Source organism: Bacillus sp. T33-2 (assembly GCF_002860205.1).
In the GTDB taxonomy this organism is placed as follows: Bacteria; Bacillota; Bacilli; order Bacillales; family Cytobacillaceae; genus T33-2.
Genome location: NZ_PGVB01000010.1, coordinates 212,404 through 229,048, shown reverse-complemented (window position 1 = coordinate 229,048; position 16,645 = coordinate 212,404). Strand labels below are relative to the sequence as shown.

The following is a 16,645-nucleotide window of genomic DNA, read 5'->3' as shown; positions in this document are numbered from 1 at the left end:
GATAAACACTGGTCCCGTTTTGTCCATATTATCACAGTAAATATATTAACCAGGGTTTGTCATTTAAATGTTACATAAATGAAAAATAACCAAAGTTTTTCTACATATACTAGTACAACCACGGGATTATATCCCGGTCATGGCGGTTTGAAAAAATGGTGGTGGGCCTAGATGAGAGTATATACGGTAATGCTATTGCAAATGATGATTTGGAGCGGATATACCTTTATGGAATGGCTGTCAAAACATGACCAGCCGGTCTATAACGTTATCATGTTCTTTGTGTTTTTTTACCTGGCGGTGGTAGTGGGAAACTATATCATGAAGTCGGCAAAAAAGACGCTCTTTACGACAATATTAAGCCTGGGTTTATACGCTTCATTTCATTTCACCCTGGCGATAATGTAATGAAGCGACTGATTTGCTTACTTGTTATGGAAGCAATTGTCCTTGCTTGGCGAAATGTGTTATCAATGATAACATCAAAACAGACTTGCTTTCAGGAAGGACTGACAAAGCATGAAAAAGCTGACCATGTATTGCATCATAGCATTCCTTGTATTTCTGGTAAGTTCCTGCAATTCCACGGAAACAACGAAGCCGGAACCGGACAGAGAAGCAAAACAGCATGCAAACACTGTAGAGCGTGAACAGGCAAAATCAGTTTCCAAGAGTGATGAAAAGGCAGTGAACCAATCTCAAGCATATGGCGATTTGGAAGCCGCACTTCCAAAGAAGCCGGAATACAGAATAAACCCCGCCAACTGGGCTGTAGAACCTTTAGCCAACCAGGCTGTAAAGCCAGTTCTTCTTACGATTGATGACGCCCCTGACAAGCATGCGCTGGAAATGGCAAGGACTCTTCAACGGCTTGGGGTTAAAGCGATTTTCTTTGTCAACGGACATTTTCTCACTACCCCCGAAAAAGAAGCTGAGTTAAAGGAAATAAACCGGCTCGGATTCCCAATCGGCAACCACACTTTTAACCATAAAAAGCTGACGGAATTAAGCGAACAGGAGCAGAGGCAGCAAATTGTGTCCTTAAATGACAGGGTCGAGTCCATTACAGGGGAACGGCCCAAATTTTTCCGTGCTCCGTTCGGGGCAAACACTGATATTTCCCGACAAGTGGCCGCTGAACAAAAAATGGTGTTGATGAATTGGACTTACGGATATGACTGGGAGAAGGAATACCAGACGAAGGAAGCTATAGCTAAAATCATGGTGGACACGCCCTTGTTACGGAGCGGGGCAACCCTGTTGATGCATGACCGTCCCTGGACAAGCCAGGCACTGGAGGATATAGTGAAAGGGCTTCAAGCGCGCGGATTCACCATTGTCGATCCTGACCTGATTGAGAAGCCGGCATAAAAAGATGGGCGGCCCTCCTAATCTGGCCGTCCATCCCTCTTGAAGTAATATACCAGGATCCCAATCAATGAAAACATAAGCAGATAGATACAGGTGAAGGACAGCAGAAAAGGGATCAACTGAAATCCGGTACCGGATAACGGCGATTGAAACGATAACTCTACTGGATACTCTGCCTGATTCGCCGGCAGGGTTATTTTGTTTTGCACGAAAGGAAATGGGGCACCAAAGCTGACGTTTTGCTCCAATGTATCAGGTTTCTTTTCGAAATAGGCGTCAAATATAAAAGGGGTGAATAACGTAAAAACCAAACTTAAAACACCTGTTATGATCAGCTGTTTCCTGCGCATGATGACCACTCCTAAAACATAATAAAGAACAGCCGCGGCTGTTCTCTGGACATGGGTAAACCGGGTTACTTCCTCGGATAGTAATACATGACTCTTCCATTAAATAAATGCAATTCGCCCTGCAGTTTCTTCCCGAGGAATTTACAAAACTCATTAGCCTTGCCTTTGTCCCCCACCGTTGCTGTTTCCGGCAGTGTTATTTGTATATATGGCTGTTCCCGAACTGAGCCATCGTCTTCATGAATTTGTTCAAAATCAACTCCGACCAGGATAGCTTCGTAACGGTCATTATTTGACTCAAGATAAAACCATAAGCCTTTGCCTTCCTCTGTTTCTTTGATTTCGTACGGGAAAGCCGACTCCTCGTATTGCCATTTAACCTGGTCGCCTGTTTTCGAAGTAATATTTTTATAGTATGTAAATAATTCCTTAAGTTCATCCGTTGATACAGACTGCTTCGCTGAAGCTGGAACAAGCTTGATGTAGGCATTACTCGACATGTATATCCTCCTATCCATCCCTTTTCTATTTTCCATTTTATCATTGAATAATTTCCGGTGACAAAGGTTATTTAAAGATATCACTTGCAAGCGTTGTATGAATGAGTTATAATAATATTCTAAATATTTAAATAAAGGAGGAGACCGATGGAACTGTTCGAGAAGCTTTATGATGAACATGAAAACGTAAAGGTCCGATTTGTCGGTTTTGTAACAGACCATTCGCGGTATGATTTTGGGATCGTATATACGAATATGTTTTTCGGAAAACCTCTCGTCGTTTGCATGCAGACTGGACGTTCAACTCTCCTCGATCCGCAGGATATCGAAAATCTTGAACACTTGCAGCAGGTGTTCCGCATACAGGACCTTGAGCAGGCAGCACATCTCGCAGAATTTTTTGAGGGAATCCTGCCATCCATTCCGTTTGAAACCCAATATGAGTAACGCCCGGAAAGCAGGCCACCTGAGGTCTGTTTTTATTTTTTTGGAAACAAAGTAAATTGGTGCAGCCATTTAACCTGTATTATTATGGACAAGTTTCGAATCGTTAAGAATAATTATGTTAAAAATAGATTAATATGTTATACAATTATGCTTGAAATTCAAATAGTGTTATATTATTATTAATTTAAAGATTTTAAAGCGTTTTCATTTGCTTGATCAATTATGAATGAAAAGGGGTTTGAAAACATGGGAACAATCATTTGTCAAACTTGCAATTCAACAATTGACCATTTTGAAGATGAAAAAGTGTCGGTTCTGTACTCTAAGAAATGTGACTGTTGTGATGGTGAACAAATAGAGGACATTTAAATAGCAAATACGGGCATGCCCCTCGGCATGCTTTTTCTTTTAAAAAAAACGCGGGCATCAGCGAACTGGTAGATACCCGCGTACGTCTTGTCCAAAAACGGTTTATTTGATTGCTTTATGCTCCTTGATAACCCGGAGGGAATTCAATTGATCATCTTCCGGCCCCTGGACAGGAAGGCCTACTTCGATAGTCTTTTTGATGTAATGCAGATTTTCGGCTGTGATGATTTCTCCAGGAATGAAAATAGGGATTCCTGGCGGGTATACCATTACAAATTCAGCGATTATACGGCCCTCGGACTCGTCGAAAGGCACTTGTTCTGTTTCTGCATAGAAGGCATCCCTTGGTGTCAGGGCGAGCAGCGGGATATCAGGCAGCAAAACCTTTACTTCAACTTCTTCTGCAAGGAGGCTGAACTCCTTTGACAGCTCCTCAAGTGCCTTGATAAGAACCTGTGCTTCGGTTTCTGTGTCTCCTGGTGTGATAATGCAAAGCAGATTGTACAAATCGGACAACTCTACCTCGATATTATATTTTTCTCGCAGCCACACTTCCGCATCGTATCCGCTGATGCCCAGGTTCCTTAAAGATATGATGAGCTTTGTCGGGTCGTAATCATATGTTGCCTCTGTGCCGAGAATCTCCTCGCCAACACAATATAGATGCCGGATGGAGTTTATTTGCTTCCGTATTGATTGTGCAAGTTCGATGGTGCGTCCGATCAATTCCTTGCCTTCAGTCGCAAGCCTTCTCCTGGCAACATCCAGGGAAGCAAGCAGCAAGTAGGATGTGGATGTGGTTGTAAGCATGCTTAAAATAGCCTGGACGCGTTTTGCAGACACCAGGCCTTCTTTAACATTCAGGATTGAACTCTGGGTCATGGAGCCCCCAAGCTTGTGCACGCTGGTTGCGGCCATGTCGGCTCCCGCCTGCATCGCGGAAACAGGCAGCTCATCATGGAAATGGATATGTACCCCGTGTGCTTCGTCTACAAGGACAGGTACGTCATAGGAATGGGCCACCTCGACAATCTTTTGCAGATCGGCTGCAAGGCCGAAATAGGTTGGATTGATAACGAGGACACCTTTGGCATCGGGATGCTGCTTGAGCGCCCTGGATACCGCGTCCGTCGTAATTCCGTGTGAGATTCCGAGAATCTCGTCTATTTCAGGATGGATAAAAATTGGTATCGCCCCTGAAAATACAATTGCGGACATGACAGATTTATGGACGTTTCTTGGAACAATGATTTTGTCCCCGGGCCCGCACACTGTCATGATCATTGTCATGATCGCCCCGCTTGTGCCTTGTACCGAGAAAAAAGTATGATCCGCTCCAAAAGCTTCTGCAGCCAGATCCTGTGCCTGTTTAATCAATCCCTTCGGCTGATGCAGGTCATCAAGGGGCCCTATATTTATCAAATCAATGGACAGGGCGTTATCGCCAATGAATTCGCGGAATTCAGGATCAATCCCGGTTCCTTTTTTGTGGCCGGGAATATGGAATTGGATTGGATTTTTTTTTGCATGCCGGACGAGACCGGTGAACAATGGTGTCTCTGTTTGTGACAATTTTTCAATACACCTCTTTACTCCATAATTGAAAATGAACTGGCTGATGCCTATAATAAAACAAATGAATTATAGCACTAATAAATTTCTTTGGAAAGAATCGGCCTAAAAAGAATTATCGATTGGCACGAATTTAGTTTTTGATTAAAACAGGAAAATAAAACACTGAAATAGAAAGATATTTCTATGAGTGAAAAGGGGGAAGGACCTATGGAATGGAAGACGAGAATTACAGAGTTGCTGAATATCAAATATCCTATCATCCAGGGAGGGCTCGCTTATCTTGCCTATTCTGATTTAGCGGCGGCAGTATCTAATGCAGGTGGGCTTGGCCAGATTACGGCGATGTCTTTACCGGATCCGGGCGCACTTAAAAAAGAAATCCGCAGAGTCAGGACTTTGACGGACAAGCCGTTTGGAGTGAATTTTGCAATAGGCCAGCATGGCAGGCCTTTCGCTGAGTTCCTCAATGCGGCAATCGAGGAAGAAGTTCCTGTTATTTCAATGACGGGAGGAAACCCGGCACCGATCTTTGAACGGCTAAAAGGAGTCAATGTCAAAAAGCTGGTGCTTGTTGCTGCCAAGAGACAAGCACAGAAAGCCGAGCAGCTTGGAGCAGATGCAGTCATGGTAGTCGGGCATGAAGGGGGAGGGCATCTTGGAAAAAACGATACGGGCACGATGGTGCTGATTCCAAGGGTCGCAGATTCAGTCAGCATACCTGTGATAGCCTCAGGAGGCATCGGTGATGGAAGGGGCCTGATGGCGGCATTGAGCCTTGGTGCGGAGGGGATTGAAATGGGGACAAGGTTTATTGCCACAAAAGAATGCATACACGCGAGTGATACATATAAAAATAAGCTTATAAACGGCACCGAAAATGATACTGTGGTCATTAAACGCTCTCTTGGCTCGCCGGGACGTGCGATAGCCAATTCATGGACAGAAACGATTCTTGAAATTGAGAAGCAGCAGGGAGGATATGACGTACTGAAGCAATATATAAGTGGTGAGGCCAATAAGAAATATATTTATGAAGGTGATGCCGAGCGTGGATTCGCCTGGGCCGGGCAGGTAATGGGGCTTATCCACGACGCGCCCCCTGTACAGGAGTTAATGGCAAGGATCATTCAGGAAGCTGAAGTTATCAGGAAGAAATGGAGTATATAAACCCACATTGTCCATTCTGAAGGTTATATTGCACTAGAAAAGCAGGTGAAAATATGGAATACCAATATCCTATTGATTACACTTGGACTACGGATGAAATCATTGATGTTGTAAAATTCTTCGAACATGTGGAACTCGCCTATGACAAAGGGGTCGGCAGGGACGGGCTCCTGAATGCTTACCGTCGCTTTAAAGAAATTGTTCCAGGTAAATCAGATGAAAAGAAAATATTTAACGAATTTGAAGAAGCGAGCGGGTTATCATCCTACCAGGCGGTTAAAGCCTTAAAGGACTCGGGTGAGGGTTCAGTGATAAAAATCCAGAAAAAACGGCCAAAATAAGGCCGTTCTTTCTGGATTTTTTAGTGTATTTGAGGTAGTTCCATTCAAGGTTTATGCCAATTTATATAGGGGTAATAATTCTTTAAATACAACTTCGATTTTATTAATCAATTTTTCAGGGCTCATTTGGACAGCTTCCTCCCGGGGTATCACATAACCGCATAGGATTTCAGCCTTTTTTACCGTCTGCAGGCGATTGAACAGGGAATGCAATTCTTCCACAGTCAGGCTGCCATGCCTGATTACGTCGGGTTTTGTATGATCGGCAGACCAGTAGAAGTCCTCGGGAATCTCATTGTAGATGTTGTGCAGGTTGGCATCTAATTTTTGGCCGAATTCTTCCTTGTTCGGGGCTTCATATATCACTGCAAACCATATAAAAAGGTGGCTTTCCCAAAGGCCGATTTGAAAATGCGGCAGCATTTTATATCCGCGGGAATTAGCGGCGAATGCAACCCAGGTATCTTTAGGCGGATTGATTGTTCTGCGGGCGTGTTTGGCAACATGGGAAAACATTTCATCTCCGGAGCCTGCTGAAAGGGATGGGGCAAAAAGTTGTCCCAATTGTTCCAGCTTAGGACGGATGTTAAGCTTAAGCGCATCCATACGCTCGTCCAATCCTTCTATTTTAAAAACATCAAAATCTTTGTTGGTGAATCCTGTAAATGACATTTGAAAACCTCCTTAAGCTTTGTCAAATATTGTAGCAAAACTGCAGAAAATATTGTACTTTTTGAATCCGCCCTGCCAGGTATATGGGTAACAGCACAAATTTGTACCATCGTGTTTTGACAGTTCATATGATAATAACAAAAATTACCTGAAAATTCTTATAGAAGGAGTGTTAATCTTGAAACAACTTATCAATTCAACTAGAAAGAAAACTGGAGAAATGCAAAGGACAGCAGTATTAAGAATGGAAATGGATTATGAACTGGCAACATTATTTGAAGCCATGAATAAATCCGACAAAGATAAGATGAAGGAATGCAAGCAAAAATTAGAACGGATCCGCCAGGAATTATTAAGATTAAAAGCACTTTAATGATATGTCTATACAGGAACGGATTAAATAAATGAAATGGGTTACAGTGTGTCATTTAGTATAACGGACTCCTTGGGATATGCGGGGGAGTTCGTTTATTATTGTGGGGCAAACAGGGCTTCATTAATTGGCTGATAAATACAAGAATGGAATCAGTTTTATGCGGGGAAGGATAAAACTTGAAGGGTAAATCGAATTGATTTAATCTTAATTTACACAAGCGATGCACATGCGGTAACTAAGAATCGGGAGGCAGGAGTATATGCCGGCTAATTTGCATGAGATTGATACATACGCACAAAAGTGGGTGAAAGAAGCAGGGGAAAGAATCCGGGCTTCGTTTCCAAAAACGCTTAATATCCAGACAAAATCCAATCCGAATGATTTAGTGACGGATATTGACCAGGCAACTGAACAATATTTTATCGAAAAAATAAGGTCCACTTTCCCTGAACATCGCATTTTGGGCGAAGAGGGATATGGTGACAAATTAGAGGATCTTTCCGGTGTAGTTTGGATTATCGATCCAATAGACGGCACGATGAATTTCGTCCATCAGCAGCGGAATTTCGCCATTTCCGTTGGGATATACGAAGATGGTGGGGGAAAGATTGGATTGATATATGATGTTGTGCATGATGAATTGTACCATGTGATCAAAGGGAATGGCGTCGACCTTAACGGGCAAAAAATACCGAGGCTTGAAGAGACGACCGTTTCAAAAGCAATTATCGCCTTGAATTCGACCTGGGTCATGGAAAATAAGCGGATTGACCACCAGTTGCTGATTCCGCTTGCCAAAGATGTGCGCGGGACCAGGTCATACGGTTCTGCAGCGATGGAATTGGTGTACGTGGCAACCGGCAGAATCGATGCCTATATTTCTCTTCGGCTTGCACCATGGGATTTTGCAGCAGGTATCCTGATGATCGAAGAACTCGGCGGAGTAACGACAAATTTGCGGGGCGAAAAATTAAGCCTGTTGGAGCAGAATTCTGTTTTCGTTGCGAAGCCCGGGTTACACAGGGAGATCATGAACAATTACCTCCATGGGGGAAACTGGTGATCAGGCATAGCAACGCCGCAACAGTTCCAGAGGATACATTAAACCGGCAATTTTGCCGGTTTTTTAATGTATGTAAAGTTATCAACCCTACAGCTGGCCATTTTCCCGCATTTTCTTTTTTGTCTTAAAGCCCATTCCCATTACGATAACAAGGGCAGCGATACAACCGAATATTCCGGAAATGCTGCGCTCACCGACCGCTACTCCGATGCCCATCATGCACACGGCCGCAGCGACTGCAAAGAATAAAAAAACCCATTTAATATTTTTCATGTCTTCTCCTCCTTCGCTTAAATTTATCATACAGCATATTGCTTTTAGGTTTCTACTTTAAAATGTGTTATAATAGATAGGTTGAAAAAATGCAAGCAAATTTTCTTATACTACAGTAGGAGTGACATTCTTGAAAAGAAGAGAAGATATACGAAATATAGCCATCATCGCTCACGTTGACCATGGCAAAACAACGCTGGTGGACCAGCTTCTAAAGCAGTCTGGAACGTTCCGTTCCAACGAGCATGTTGAAGAACGTGCGATGGATTCCAATGACCTTGAAAAAGAGCGTGGCATTACCATTTTAGCAAAAAACACGGCGATTCAATATAAAGATACACGGATTAACATTCTTGATACTCCAGGACACGCTGATTTTGGAGGAGAAGTAGAACGGATCATGAAGATGGTTGACGGTGTGCTTCTTGTTGTAGATGCATATGAGGGCTGTATGCCGCAGACCCGCTTTGTGTTGAAAAAAGCGCTTGAACAGCATCTAACCCCGATTGTCGTCGTAAATAAGATTGACCGGGATTTTGCCCGTCCAGATGAAGTTGTTGATGAAGTATTGGACTTGTTTATCGAATTAGGTGCAGATGAAGACCAGCTTGAATTCCCTGTTGTTTATGCTTCTGCCATTAATGGAACATCCAGCTTGAATCATGAAAAGCAGGATGAAAACATGCAATCCCTTTATGAAACAATTGTCGAACATATTCCATCCCCAGTGGACAATCGTGACGAACCCCTTCAGTTTCAGGTGTCCCTCCTGGACTATAACGATTATGTCGGCAGGATTGGAATCGGCCGGGTATTCCGTGGCACTATGAAAGTCGGCCAGCAGGTTGCTTTAATGAAGCTGGATGGCACAGTTAAGCAATTCCGTGTAACTAAAATATTCGGTTTCTTTGGGCTGAAGAGGCAGGAAATTGACGAAGCTTATGCAGGTGATCTAATTGCTGTTTCTGGCATGGAGGATATAAACGTAGGGGAAACAGTTTGCCCGGTTGACCAGCAGGAAGCACTGCCGGTCCTGAGGATTGATGAACCAACGCTGCAAATGACCTTCCTGGTAAATAACAGTCCGTTTGCCGGCCGAGAAGGCAAGTATCTTACTTCAAGAAAGATTGAGGAAAGGCTTCGTGCCCAACTCGAGACCGATGTCAGCCTTCGCGTTGAAAATACTGATTCCCCTGATGCATGGGTCGTTTCAGGACGTGGAGAGCTTCACCTGTCAATCCTGATCGAAAATATGCGCCGTGAAGGCTATGAACTTCAAGTTTCCAAGCCTGAAGTTATTGTCAAAGAGATTGACGGTGTCCGTTGCGAGCCGATTGAACGTGTACAAATCGATGTACCGGAGGAAAATACTGGTGCAGTAATGGAGTCCATCGGAGCCCGCAAAGGTGAAATGCTTGATATGATCAACAATGGCAGCGGGCAAGTCCGTCTGATTTTTAACGTGCCTGCAAGAGGCCTGATTGGTTATACAACGGAATTCCTGACGCTTACACGTGGATATGGAATCATCAACCATACTTTTGACAGCTATCAGCCAATGCAGGCAGGACAGGTTGGCGGAAGGCGCCAGGGTGTTCTGGTATCAATGGAATCAGGAAAGGCTTCAACCTATGGCATCATGCAGGTTGAAGACCGTGGAACGATTTTCGTTGAGCCTGGAACGGAAATATACGAAGGCATGATTGTTGGAGAGCATACTCGTGAAAATGACATCACAGTGAATATTACAAAGGTAAAACAGGCAACCAACATCCGTTCTGCCAACAAAGACCAGACTTCAGTCATAAAGAAACCCCGCATCATGACATTGGAGGAGTCTTTGGAGTATTTGAATGAAGATGAGTTCTGTGAGGTAACACCTGAATCGATCCGCCTGCGTAAAAAGATACTCGACAAGAACGAGCGCGAGAGAATTGCAAAGAAAAAGAAATATGCCGAAATGAACTAGTGTGGCCGGGAGGGGCGCGATATGGAGGAGTTAAACGGGTTTTCTCCAAGTCTGAGATTTTTCATTGAATTGACTGATGTGAAAACAGGGGTATGGCTTCAATATTTAACGATAGTGATATTATCGGTCATTGTTTACAAATTAGGCTTTGCAAAAAAATTGCCGGTCATACAAAATATCATCATTTATACATGCCTCGTTTTAGGCTGTTTCATTTTCTTGCTTTTCTCTTATGGATTGCCTGTGGTGGAAGGACTAGCAGTCGCAGCCGCGATTTTGATCATTTATAAAGTCCGCCGCCATCAGCATGACAGGGGTGAACAGTTATGAAATCAGTACAGGACGCCCTGTATAATTGGTTGACGATCAAAGTGGTAACAGATGCACGCCCTGACGATACGGCCGCGAAACAAACAGAGGATCAGTTTGCGCAAATCCTGGAAGAAGAACATTCCATCGAATCTGTTGATATAACCAAGGACGATGAAATGTACTATATCTCTTACGAACAGAACGGGGAGAGAATAAGTACCCGCTTTCCACGCGAACTGATTGAAGTATTGCTTCAGCAAATCAATCAGGAACCAGAAAAATACGCAAATTATCCGGAAGAATGACTAAAACCGCCCATCCACGGGCGGTTTTGTTTCCATTTGCTTACCAATCATCATCATTGGATACAGGCCTGTACAGGCGGAAGTTGCCGGTTGCCAGCCTGTCCTTCGTTTTTTCTGCTATTCTCTCATGGCAGCCTTGGCACATGTATGTATGGATGGGCCGATTCCTAAGCCTTTTGGCTTGAAATGAGTGGTCTTGGATTGATTCAATTTTGTCGCATAATACGCATTTGACTCTCATCGGTACACCTCATTACAGCGATTGTCCTGTTTCATACAAAAAGGATGGGACGGATTATATTATAGTATATCATTGTTTGGGCCAAAATGCCGCGAACTTTGGAAAACGTTTAGATTGCCCTGCCGATTTGATAGTAGTACTATTATGGTAGTTTAAGGAGGCAGGATGGATTATGGCAAATCAAGTGGAACCGAAGCTGATTACACCATTATACGATGAATTGCAAAAAGAACGTTTCGTATCGGTCGCTACAGTCGACCATGAAACTGGAGGGCCTAACGTAAGCGCCGTCTCCTGGGTGCTGGCAAAGGATGAACAAACGATATATTTTGCCGTGGATAACCGTTCAAGGATCGTGGAAAACATTAAAACGAATAATAAAGCAGTCATTCACCTGATAGCGAATGAATCGGCATATTCCATCAGTGGTGAAGCCACAATCAAACAGGAGAAATTAAACGAAGTACCTTTAAAACTGGCATTGATTGAGATTGCCATAAATGAGGTAAGGGATGTCATGTTTTACGGCTCGAAAATCGTTGCAGAGCCACAGTATGACAAAACATACGATAAAACCGCGGCGGCGCGCCTGGATAAACAGGTGATGGATGCGATGAAAAAAGCTTAGTCCGGGACTAAGCTTTTTATCATTGCCTGTTGCAAAGTCATTTATAATAATTGGATTGACGTTCCTGGTCTCGTTCGAGCTGCTGTCCTCTTTGCCTGTTTATTTTTTGTTTTGGTTCCTCAGGCGAGTTACCGGGGTTTCCGCCGTCGAGGTCAGCCGGTACCTCAGGCATCAAACGGCCGGTGATCTCGGCTAGTTCATTCATTATTCCTTGTACAGGCCTGCCATCCTGGATATCCGCTGTGATTTCCCTTAATCGAGCTGCAACGTCAGGATCGGCAATGACCATGGCCCGTGCTCCATTAGGATCTTCTTCAAGGCTTTCGGCAACAGAGTATTTTATCGATCCGGTTTCAGCGCGGTCAAGATTTTCATCTACATTTATTCCTACAATCGCATAAGGGCCGAGCACTACTGCTGTTGTATCCTTTACGCCATGCACACCGTTCGCAAGGCTCTCAAGGTGCCGGGACACCTCTTGCCCCTCATCCCTGCCAACATCGCGGTCAGTGCTGTTTTTTACATTGACTTGCTTGTCCCTGGCTTCATTATGGTCATTCTGTGCTCCACACCCGGCTATCATGACGACCGAAAAGAGGGCAGCCATCATCTTTTTCATTAAAACACCTCCTGGAAAGCCTTTTTGTATTCTGCTATAACAAAGTACGAATGCGGTATATTTGATTGTCGCGCATTATGTAAATAAAGGATTGCCTATGGGTTATTGTGCAAAATACCTTCTATCTTTATACGGTAAAACATATATTTTAGAAAAGTACGAGCCGCACGCGGCATTTGTAAAAACACCAAAAGGCGGGAGGCTTTATCTTGGGGAAAATTTACGTACTGGACACCAACGTCCTTTTACAAGACCCTTTTTCCATCTTCTCTTTTGAGGATAATGAAGTTGTCATACCTGCTGTTGTGCTCGAAGAGGTGGATTCAAAAAAACGGTATATGGATGAGATTGGACGTAATGCCAGGCAGGTTTCAAGGCTGATCGACGGGATGCGGGAAACGGGGAAACTTCATGAAAAAATTCCGCTGGATAACGGCGGGATCTTGCGAATCGAATTAAACCACCGGTCCTTTCAGCAGCTGCAGGAGGTATTCGTAGAGAAAACAAACGACAATCGTATACTGGCGGTTGCCAAGAACCTTTCGTTGGAGGAACAGACAAAAGAGGAGGGGCGGCCAGTCATACTTGTCAGCAAAGACGCGCTCGTCCGAGTAAAGGCCGACGCGATTGGGCTTTTGGCCGAGGATTTTTTGAGTGACCGTGTCATCCAGGTGGATGACCTTTATACCGGCTTTACAGAAATATATCTGGAAGAAAGTGCAATGACACGGTTTTACGAAAAAGGTGAACTAGCCCTAGGGGAAGTGCCTGCACAGGGTCTTTACCCAAATCAGTTCATCATTTTCAAGGGGCTTGGCATGACCTCTTCATCAGCCATTGCAATGGTTGACTCAAAACGGAACAAGGCCAAAAAGCTTGTTTTTGACCATGAGGCAAAACAAATTTGGGGAATCCGAGCCAGAAATGTACAGCAAATCATGGCTATAGAGCTTCTGCTAAGAACCGATCTGCCGCTCATTACCATGATTGGCAGGGCCGGGACCGGAAAAACACTTCTTGCACTGGCATCCGGCCTGCTGCAAACCGAAGACCTGGGAATTTATAAAAAGCTGCTCGTTGCCAGGCCAATTGTTCCGGTCGGAAAGGACCTGGGCTTTTTGCCCGGCGAAAAAGAAGAAAAACTGCGGCCGTGGATGCAGCCGATTTACGACAATCTTGAATATTTATTTAATACGAAGAAGCCGGAAGAGCTGGACGCAATCCTGGCAGGAATGGGGTCTATCGAGGTTGAGGCACTGACTTATATCCGTGGAAGAAGCATTCCCGACCAATTCATCATTATTGATGAAGCCCAGAACTTGACTAAGCATGAAGTAAAAACGATTCTCACCCGTGTGGGGGAAAGAAGTAAAATTGTCCTGATGGGGGATCCTGACCAAATCGACCATCCTTATTTGGACGCATTCAACAATGGGCTCACATACATTGTTGAGAAATTTAAGGATCAAGCCATAGCAGGCCATATTAAACTGTTAAAAGGAGAACGTTCCCCGCTGGCCCAGCTTGCCGCTGACATTTTAAAATAAATAACGGGCTCATGAAGGCCCGTTTTCTTGCACTTTCAGAACGATAAATTGGCAACGAAGAATATTCTCGACGATGATGCTAATTTTACGCCTAAAGAATATATGTCTGTTTTCGCCGTTAGGGCTCGCCAATCAGCGAGTTTTCTTTATTTCACTGTGAAAGACGTGATGTTCCTGATTGGGGAGTCCCTGTTAGAGCCGTCTTCAAAATAAGCATGCACAGGGCCGTCTCCCCGTAAAGGCTTTCCTTCAAAAGAAAAGCCAAGGATCATGCCAAAAGCTTGGGAAAGCGGCACCACCTGGCTCCCGTCTTTGGTGATGATTTCAACAGCTGTTGCTTCTGGATATGGACCGGCGTTTTCCAGAAATGGTTTAAATGGGATCCCGAAACTCCCTGTCAGTACCTTCTCTTTTTCAAATTTCCTTTCTGTTTTCAAAGTCGGCGGGAAAATGGCACCCTCCATGATTTCTCTGTCCCAGTGGCGGGAAATAGATTTCGTGTACTCATCAAGGCTGCTGTCCTTATCTGGAATCTGCTGAAAATATGTATTTAAATCTACCCGTCTGTCATCGAAAATCCAGACACCCGGATCCAGGGTGATCATATAATTTACTTTCCCGTTGATAGGAACGATTGACTCCATTATGGCCCTCCTGTCAGTTGTAGTTTCAATCCAATAACAGTATAACTTCATTTTTGGAGAATGTCATTTGGCTTGTCCTTTGTAAACGCTTTTTCAATGAAGTAATCCCTAATATTCTTGCATTTTTGCCTGCTTAACGTTAAAATTTAAAGATAGGATCGGGTAATCGCTCGGAAACGGGGGGATCAAGTTGGCGTCTGAAACGATTATGAATCATCAAGAAAAAGCACATGCCTTGCTTAAGGCTGACGCTGATAAAATATTAAAGCTGATCAAAGTGCAAATGGATAACCTGACTATGCCTCAATGTCCTCTTTACGAAGAGGTTCTGGATACGCAAATGTTCGGATTATCAAGGGAAATAGATTTTGCAGCCAGGCTCGGCTTAATCGACGAACGTGAAGGGAAAGTCATCCTCGAACAGCTGGAAAAAGAGCTGTCAGCCCTTCATGAGGCTTCGTTAAAAAAATAATATGCATAAAGACTCAAACAGTTCGTCGAGATTGTTTGAGTTTTTTTGTAATGGCATACAAGCAAAAATCCTGTTTTGAGAGAAAAAACATTGCTTTCCTGCAAATATACTCATTCCAACCTCAGGGAAGGATATTCCGTAAGATAGTAGAATAGATAATAACATAATAATGGAGAAGAGGATCCATGCTTAAAAAAATAATTAAATCATATGATTATTCACTGATAATTGTCATAATCCTTTTGTGTTTATTCGGGCTTGTCATGGTGTATAGCGCCAGCATGGTGGCCGGGGTACGGTTTGACGTACCGAGTGACCATTTTTATCAAAAGCAAAAAATGAATTTGATTGTTGCAACGGCTGTGCTGTTCATCACCGCTCTTTTGCCCTATAAGGCGATGAAAAGCACGAAAATATTGATGCCGATGGTACTTTTGTCCATTGTTGGCCTTAGCGTGCTGTTTCTGTTCGGGAAGGTTACAAATAATGCCCAGAGCTGGTTTGAAGTCGGGGCGCGGAGCCTCCAGCCGTCCGAATTTTGCAAGCTGGCAGTCATCATCTATTTGAGTGCAGTATACGCAAAAAAACAGTCATACATAAATGAATTTAACAAAGGGGTTGTCCCTCCTTTAGTCTATTTGGTGCTGGTTTGCCTGCTTGTTGCAGTCCAGCCGGATTTTGGTACGGCAGCGATCATTTTTTTAATTGCAGGCACCATCATTCTGTCATCGGGCATGAACATTAAGAATATGGCCAGGCTTGCCTTGATGTTCATGGCCATTATCGCTCCTCTTACTCTGATGATGAAGGATGAGATATTCTCCGAAACAAGGCTTGACCGGCTTACATCATACAGCAATCCTTTTAAGGATGAAAAAGACTCTGGCTACCACCTTGCGAATTCCTATTATGCGATCGGGTCAGGCGGCATTAAAGGCCTCGGACTGGGGGAGAGTGTACAAAAGCTTGGCTATCTGCCAGAGCCCCATACTGATTTCATCATCGCTGTCATTTCCGAGGAGCTGGGAATATTCGGTGTCGGTTTTGTCTTGCTTGCACTGGGCTTCATTGTTCTGAGGGGGATATTCATCGGCCTGAAGTGCAAGGACCCTTTTGGCAGTTTGCTTGCGATCGGCATATCGAGCATGATTGGCATCCAATCCTTCATCAATCTTGGAGGGGTATCCGGTTTGATTCCTTTAACAGGAGTCCCGCTTCCATTTGTAAGCTATGGCGGCTCTTCGCTTCTCCAGCTTGCGATTGCGGCCGGGATTTTAATAAACGTTTCAATGTTTGTCAATTACGAGGAAAAACACAAAACCCCAAAGGAAAAGAAGCAGCAGCCAACTCCGGCAAAGGTGCCCGGACAGGTTTTTCGGTATCGTACGTAAAGCGAGGCTATAA

23 protein-coding genes are annotated in these 16,645 nt (G+C 44.0%); 15 read left to right on the top strand and 8 right to left on the bottom strand.

The genetic code is table 11. From position 1 onward, the window contains the following. The first annotated feature begins 171 nt into the window (after positions 1-171). Both CVD19_RS08090 and CVD19_RS08085 read left to right on the top strand, forming a co-directional pair. Positions 172-408 (top strand): hypothetical protein, encoded by a 237-nt coding sequence (locus tag CVD19_RS08090; RefSeq protein WP_101581347.1) that lies wholly within the window; start codon positions 172-174, stop codon positions 406-408. A 111-nt stretch (positions 409-519) separates the two neighbouring features. Next, a complete protein-coding gene (locus tag CVD19_RS08085; protein WP_101581346.1) occupies positions 520-1,371 on the top strand; it encodes a polysaccharide deacetylase family protein in 852 nt (283 codons plus the stop codon). 17 nt (positions 1,372-1,388) lie between these two features. Here the strand turns inward: CVD19_RS08085 and CVD19_RS08080 are convergent, their stop codons facing one another. Next, positions 1,389-1,721 (bottom strand): hypothetical protein, encoded by a 333-nt coding sequence (locus CVD19_RS08080; RefSeq protein WP_101581345.1) that lies wholly within the window; start codon positions 1,719-1,721, stop codon positions 1,389-1,391. Between the two features lie 65 nt (positions 1,722-1,786). Further along, entirely contained in the window at positions 1,787-2,221 is a 435-nt protein-coding gene (locus tag CVD19_RS08075; protein ID WP_101581344.1) for a DUF1885 family protein, read from the bottom strand. A 147-nt stretch (positions 2,222-2,368) separates the two neighbouring features. Here CVD19_RS08075 and CVD19_RS08070 point away from each other — a divergent pair, with 147 nt between their 5' ends. After that, the gene (locus CVD19_RS08070) at positions 2,369-2,668 is read left to right on the top strand and encodes a DUF3055 domain-containing protein (RefSeq protein WP_101581343.1); all 300 of its coding nucleotides are present in this window, start codon (positions 2,369-2,371) and stop codon (positions 2,666-2,668) included. Positions 2,669-2,914: 246 nt separating this feature from the next. Then, positions 2,915-3,037: a GapA-binding peptide SR1P gene (locus CVD19_RS08065; RefSeq protein WP_101581342.1), complete on the top strand. Its 123-nt coding sequence runs from the start codon at positions 2,915-2,917 to the stop codon at positions 3,035-3,037. Between the two features lie 102 nt (positions 3,038-3,139). Here the strand turns inward: CVD19_RS08065 and CVD19_RS08060 are convergent, their stop codons facing one another. Then, positions 3,140-4,609 (bottom strand): aminotransferase class I/II-fold pyridoxal phosphate-dependent enzyme, encoded by a 1,470-nt coding sequence (locus CVD19_RS08060; protein WP_101581341.1) that lies wholly within the window; start codon positions 4,607-4,609, stop codon positions 3,140-3,142. A 210-nt stretch (positions 4,610-4,819) separates the two neighbouring features. Here CVD19_RS08060 and CVD19_RS08055 point away from each other — a divergent pair, with 210 nt between their 5' ends. Together CVD19_RS08055 and CVD19_RS08050 are read left to right on the top strand one after the other, a co-directional pair. Continuing rightward, on the top strand, positions 4,820-5,779 hold the full coding sequence (locus CVD19_RS08055; RefSeq protein WP_101581340.1) for an NAD(P)H-dependent flavin oxidoreductase: 960 nt from the start codon (positions 4,820-4,822) through the stop codon (positions 5,777-5,779). Positions 5,780-5,832: 53 nt separating this feature from the next. After that, complete coding sequence (locus tag CVD19_RS08050) at positions 5,833-6,120, top strand: UPF0223 family protein (protein WP_101581339.1); 288 nt, start codon at positions 5,833-5,835, stop codon at positions 6,118-6,120. 51 nt (positions 6,121-6,171) lie between these two features. Here CVD19_RS08050 and CVD19_RS08045 read toward each other — a convergent pair whose 3' ends face one another. Further along, positions 6,172-6,792 (bottom strand): YktB family protein, encoded by a 621-nt coding sequence (locus CVD19_RS08045; RefSeq protein ID WP_101581338.1) that lies wholly within the window; start codon positions 6,790-6,792, stop codon positions 6,172-6,174. A 178-nt stretch (positions 6,793-6,970) separates the two neighbouring features. On the opposite strand from CVD19_RS08045, the gene CVD19_RS08040 reads away from it, so the two are divergent. Both CVD19_RS08040 and CVD19_RS08035 read left to right on the top strand, forming a co-directional pair. Next, positions 6,971-7,165, top strand: a complete 195-nt coding sequence (locus tag CVD19_RS08040) for a hypothetical protein (RefSeq protein WP_101581337.1) — start codon at positions 6,971-6,973, stop codon at positions 7,163-7,165. Between the two features lie 262 nt (positions 7,166-7,427). Then, positions 7,428-8,231, top strand: coding sequence for an inositol monophosphatase family protein (locus CVD19_RS08035; RefSeq protein ID WP_101581336.1), 804 nt, complete (start codon positions 7,428-7,430; stop codon positions 8,229-8,231). An 87-nt stretch (positions 8,232-8,318) separates the two neighbouring features. On the opposite strand, the gene CVD19_RS08030 is transcribed toward CVD19_RS08035, so the two are convergent. Then, positions 8,319-8,504 carry a YlaF family protein gene (locus CVD19_RS08030; protein ID WP_101581335.1) on the bottom strand — a complete coding sequence of 62 codons (186 nt, stop codon included), beginning with the start codon at positions 8,502-8,504 and terminating at the stop codon, positions 8,319-8,321. Positions 8,505-8,634: 130 nt separating this feature from the next. Between CVD19_RS08030 and typA the strand changes: the two genes are divergently transcribed. The 3 genes from typA to CVD19_RS08015 are packed head-to-tail and all read left to right on the top strand — an operon-like array spanning position 8,635 to position 11,090. Next, a complete protein-coding gene (typA, locus tag CVD19_RS08025; RefSeq protein WP_101581334.1) occupies positions 8,635-10,473 on the top strand; it encodes a translational GTPase TypA in 1,839 nt (612 codons plus the stop codon). A 21-nt stretch (positions 10,474-10,494) separates the two neighbouring features. Then, the gene (locus tag CVD19_RS08020; protein ID WP_101581333.1) at positions 10,495-10,803 is read left to right on the top strand and encodes a YlaH-like family protein; all 309 of its coding nucleotides are present in this window, start codon (positions 10,495-10,497) and stop codon (positions 10,801-10,803) included. Continuing rightward, on the top strand, positions 10,800-11,090 hold the full coding sequence (locus CVD19_RS08015) for a hypothetical protein (protein WP_101581332.1): 291 nt from the start codon (positions 10,800-10,802) through the stop codon (positions 11,088-11,090). The genes CVD19_RS08020 and CVD19_RS08015 overlap by 4 nt, the downstream gene beginning before the upstream one ends. A gap of 40 nt (positions 11,091-11,130) precedes the next feature. On the opposite strand, the gene CVD19_RS08010 is transcribed toward CVD19_RS08015, so the two are convergent. Then, complete coding sequence (locus CVD19_RS08010; protein ID WP_101581331.1) at positions 11,131-11,331, bottom strand: YlaI family protein; 201 nt, start codon at positions 11,329-11,331, stop codon at positions 11,131-11,133. Positions 11,332-11,503: 172 nt separating this feature from the next. Between CVD19_RS08010 and CVD19_RS08005 the strand changes: the two genes are divergently transcribed. After that, on the top strand, positions 11,504-11,959 hold the full coding sequence (locus CVD19_RS08005; protein ID WP_101581330.1) for a pyridoxamine 5'-phosphate oxidase family protein: 456 nt from the start codon (positions 11,504-11,506) through the stop codon (positions 11,957-11,959). Between the two features lie 37 nt (positions 11,960-11,996). Here CVD19_RS08005 and CVD19_RS08000 read toward each other — a convergent pair whose 3' ends face one another. After that, complete coding sequence (locus tag CVD19_RS08000) at positions 11,997-12,578, bottom strand: YhcN/YlaJ family sporulation lipoprotein (protein ID WP_101581329.1); 582 nt, start codon at positions 12,576-12,578, stop codon at positions 11,997-11,999. A gap of 209 nt (positions 12,579-12,787) precedes the next feature. Between CVD19_RS08000 and CVD19_RS07995 the strand changes: the two genes are divergently transcribed. Continuing rightward, a complete protein-coding gene (locus tag CVD19_RS07995; RefSeq protein WP_101581328.1) occupies positions 12,788-14,125 on the top strand; it encodes a PhoH family protein in 1,338 nt (445 codons plus the stop codon). A gap of 146 nt (positions 14,126-14,271) precedes the next feature. Here the strand turns inward: CVD19_RS07995 and CVD19_RS07990 are convergent, their stop codons facing one another. Next, positions 14,272-14,769 carry a hypothetical protein gene (locus tag CVD19_RS07990; protein WP_101581327.1) on the bottom strand — a complete coding sequence of 166 codons (498 nt, stop codon included), beginning with the start codon at positions 14,767-14,769 and terminating at the stop codon, positions 14,272-14,274. Positions 14,770-14,959: 190 nt separating this feature from the next. Between CVD19_RS07990 and CVD19_RS07985 the strand changes: the two genes are divergently transcribed. Further along, complete coding sequence (locus tag CVD19_RS07985; RefSeq protein WP_101581326.1) at positions 14,960-15,241, top strand: YlaN family protein; 282 nt, start codon at positions 14,960-14,962, stop codon at positions 15,239-15,241. A 185-nt stretch (positions 15,242-15,426) separates the two neighbouring features. Beyond that, positions 15,427-16,632: a putative lipid II flippase FtsW gene (ftsW, locus tag CVD19_RS07980; protein ID WP_101581325.1), complete on the top strand. Its 1,206-nt coding sequence runs from the start codon at positions 15,427-15,429 to the stop codon at positions 16,630-16,632. Positions 16,633-16,645 lie beyond the last annotated feature (13 nt).

Coding starts and splice junctions, on each gene's coding strand:
- CVD19_RS08090 (WP_101581347.1), top strand. CDS start 172: ATGAGAGTATATACGGTAATGCTATTGCAAATGATGATTTGGAGCGGA.
- CVD19_RS08085 (WP_101581346.1), top strand. CDS start 520: ATGAAAAAGCTGACCATGTATTGCATCATAGCATTCCTTGTATTTCTG.
- CVD19_RS08080 (WP_101581345.1), bottom strand. CDS start 1,721: ATGCGCAGGAAACAGCTGATCATAACAGGTGTTTTAAGTTTGGTTTTT.
- CVD19_RS08075 (WP_101581344.1), bottom strand. CDS start 2,221: ATGTCGAGTAATGCCTACATCAAGCTTGTTCCAGCTTCAGCGAAGCAG.
- CVD19_RS08070 (WP_101581343.1), top strand. CDS start 2,369: ATGGAACTGTTCGAGAAGCTTTATGATGAACATGAAAACGTAAAGGTC.
- CVD19_RS08065 (WP_101581342.1), top strand. CDS start 2,915: ATGGGAACAATCATTTGTCAAACTTGCAATTCAACAATTGACCATTTT.
- CVD19_RS08055 (WP_101581340.1), top strand. CDS start 4,820: ATGGAATGGAAGACGAGAATTACAGAGTTGCTGAATATCAAATATCCT.
- CVD19_RS08050 (WP_101581339.1), top strand. CDS start 5,833: ATGGAATACCAATATCCTATTGATTACACTTGGACTACGGATGAAATC.
- CVD19_RS08045 (WP_101581338.1), bottom strand. CDS start 6,792: ATGTCATTTACAGGATTCACCAACAAAGATTTTGATGTTTTTAAAATA.
- CVD19_RS08035 (WP_101581336.1), top strand. CDS start 7,428: ATGCCGGCTAATTTGCATGAGATTGATACATACGCACAAAAGTGGGTG.
- CVD19_RS08030 (WP_101581335.1), bottom strand. CDS start 8,504: ATGAAAAATATTAAATGGGTTTTTTTATTCTTTGCAGTCGCTGCGGCC.
- CVD19_RS08020 (WP_101581333.1), top strand. CDS start 10,495: ATGGAGGAGTTAAACGGGTTTTCTCCAAGTCTGAGATTTTTCATTGAA.
- CVD19_RS08015 (WP_101581332.1), top strand. CDS start 10,800: ATGAAATCAGTACAGGACGCCCTGTATAATTGGTTGACGATCAAAGTG.
- CVD19_RS08010 (WP_101581331.1), bottom strand. CDS start 11,331: ATGAGAGTCAAATGCGTATTATGCGACAAAATTGAATCAATCCAAGAC.
- CVD19_RS08005 (WP_101581330.1), top strand. CDS start 11,504: ATGGCAAATCAAGTGGAACCGAAGCTGATTACACCATTATACGATGAA.
- CVD19_RS08000 (WP_101581329.1), bottom strand. CDS start 12,578: ATGAAAAAGATGATGGCTGCCCTCTTTTCGGTCGTCATGATAGCCGGG.
- CVD19_RS07990 (WP_101581327.1), bottom strand. CDS start 14,769: ATGGAGTCAATCGTTCCTATCAACGGGAAAGTAAATTATATGATCACC.
- ftsW (WP_101581325.1), top strand. CDS start 15,427: ATGCTTAAAAAAATAATTAAATCATATGATTATTCACTGATAATTGTC.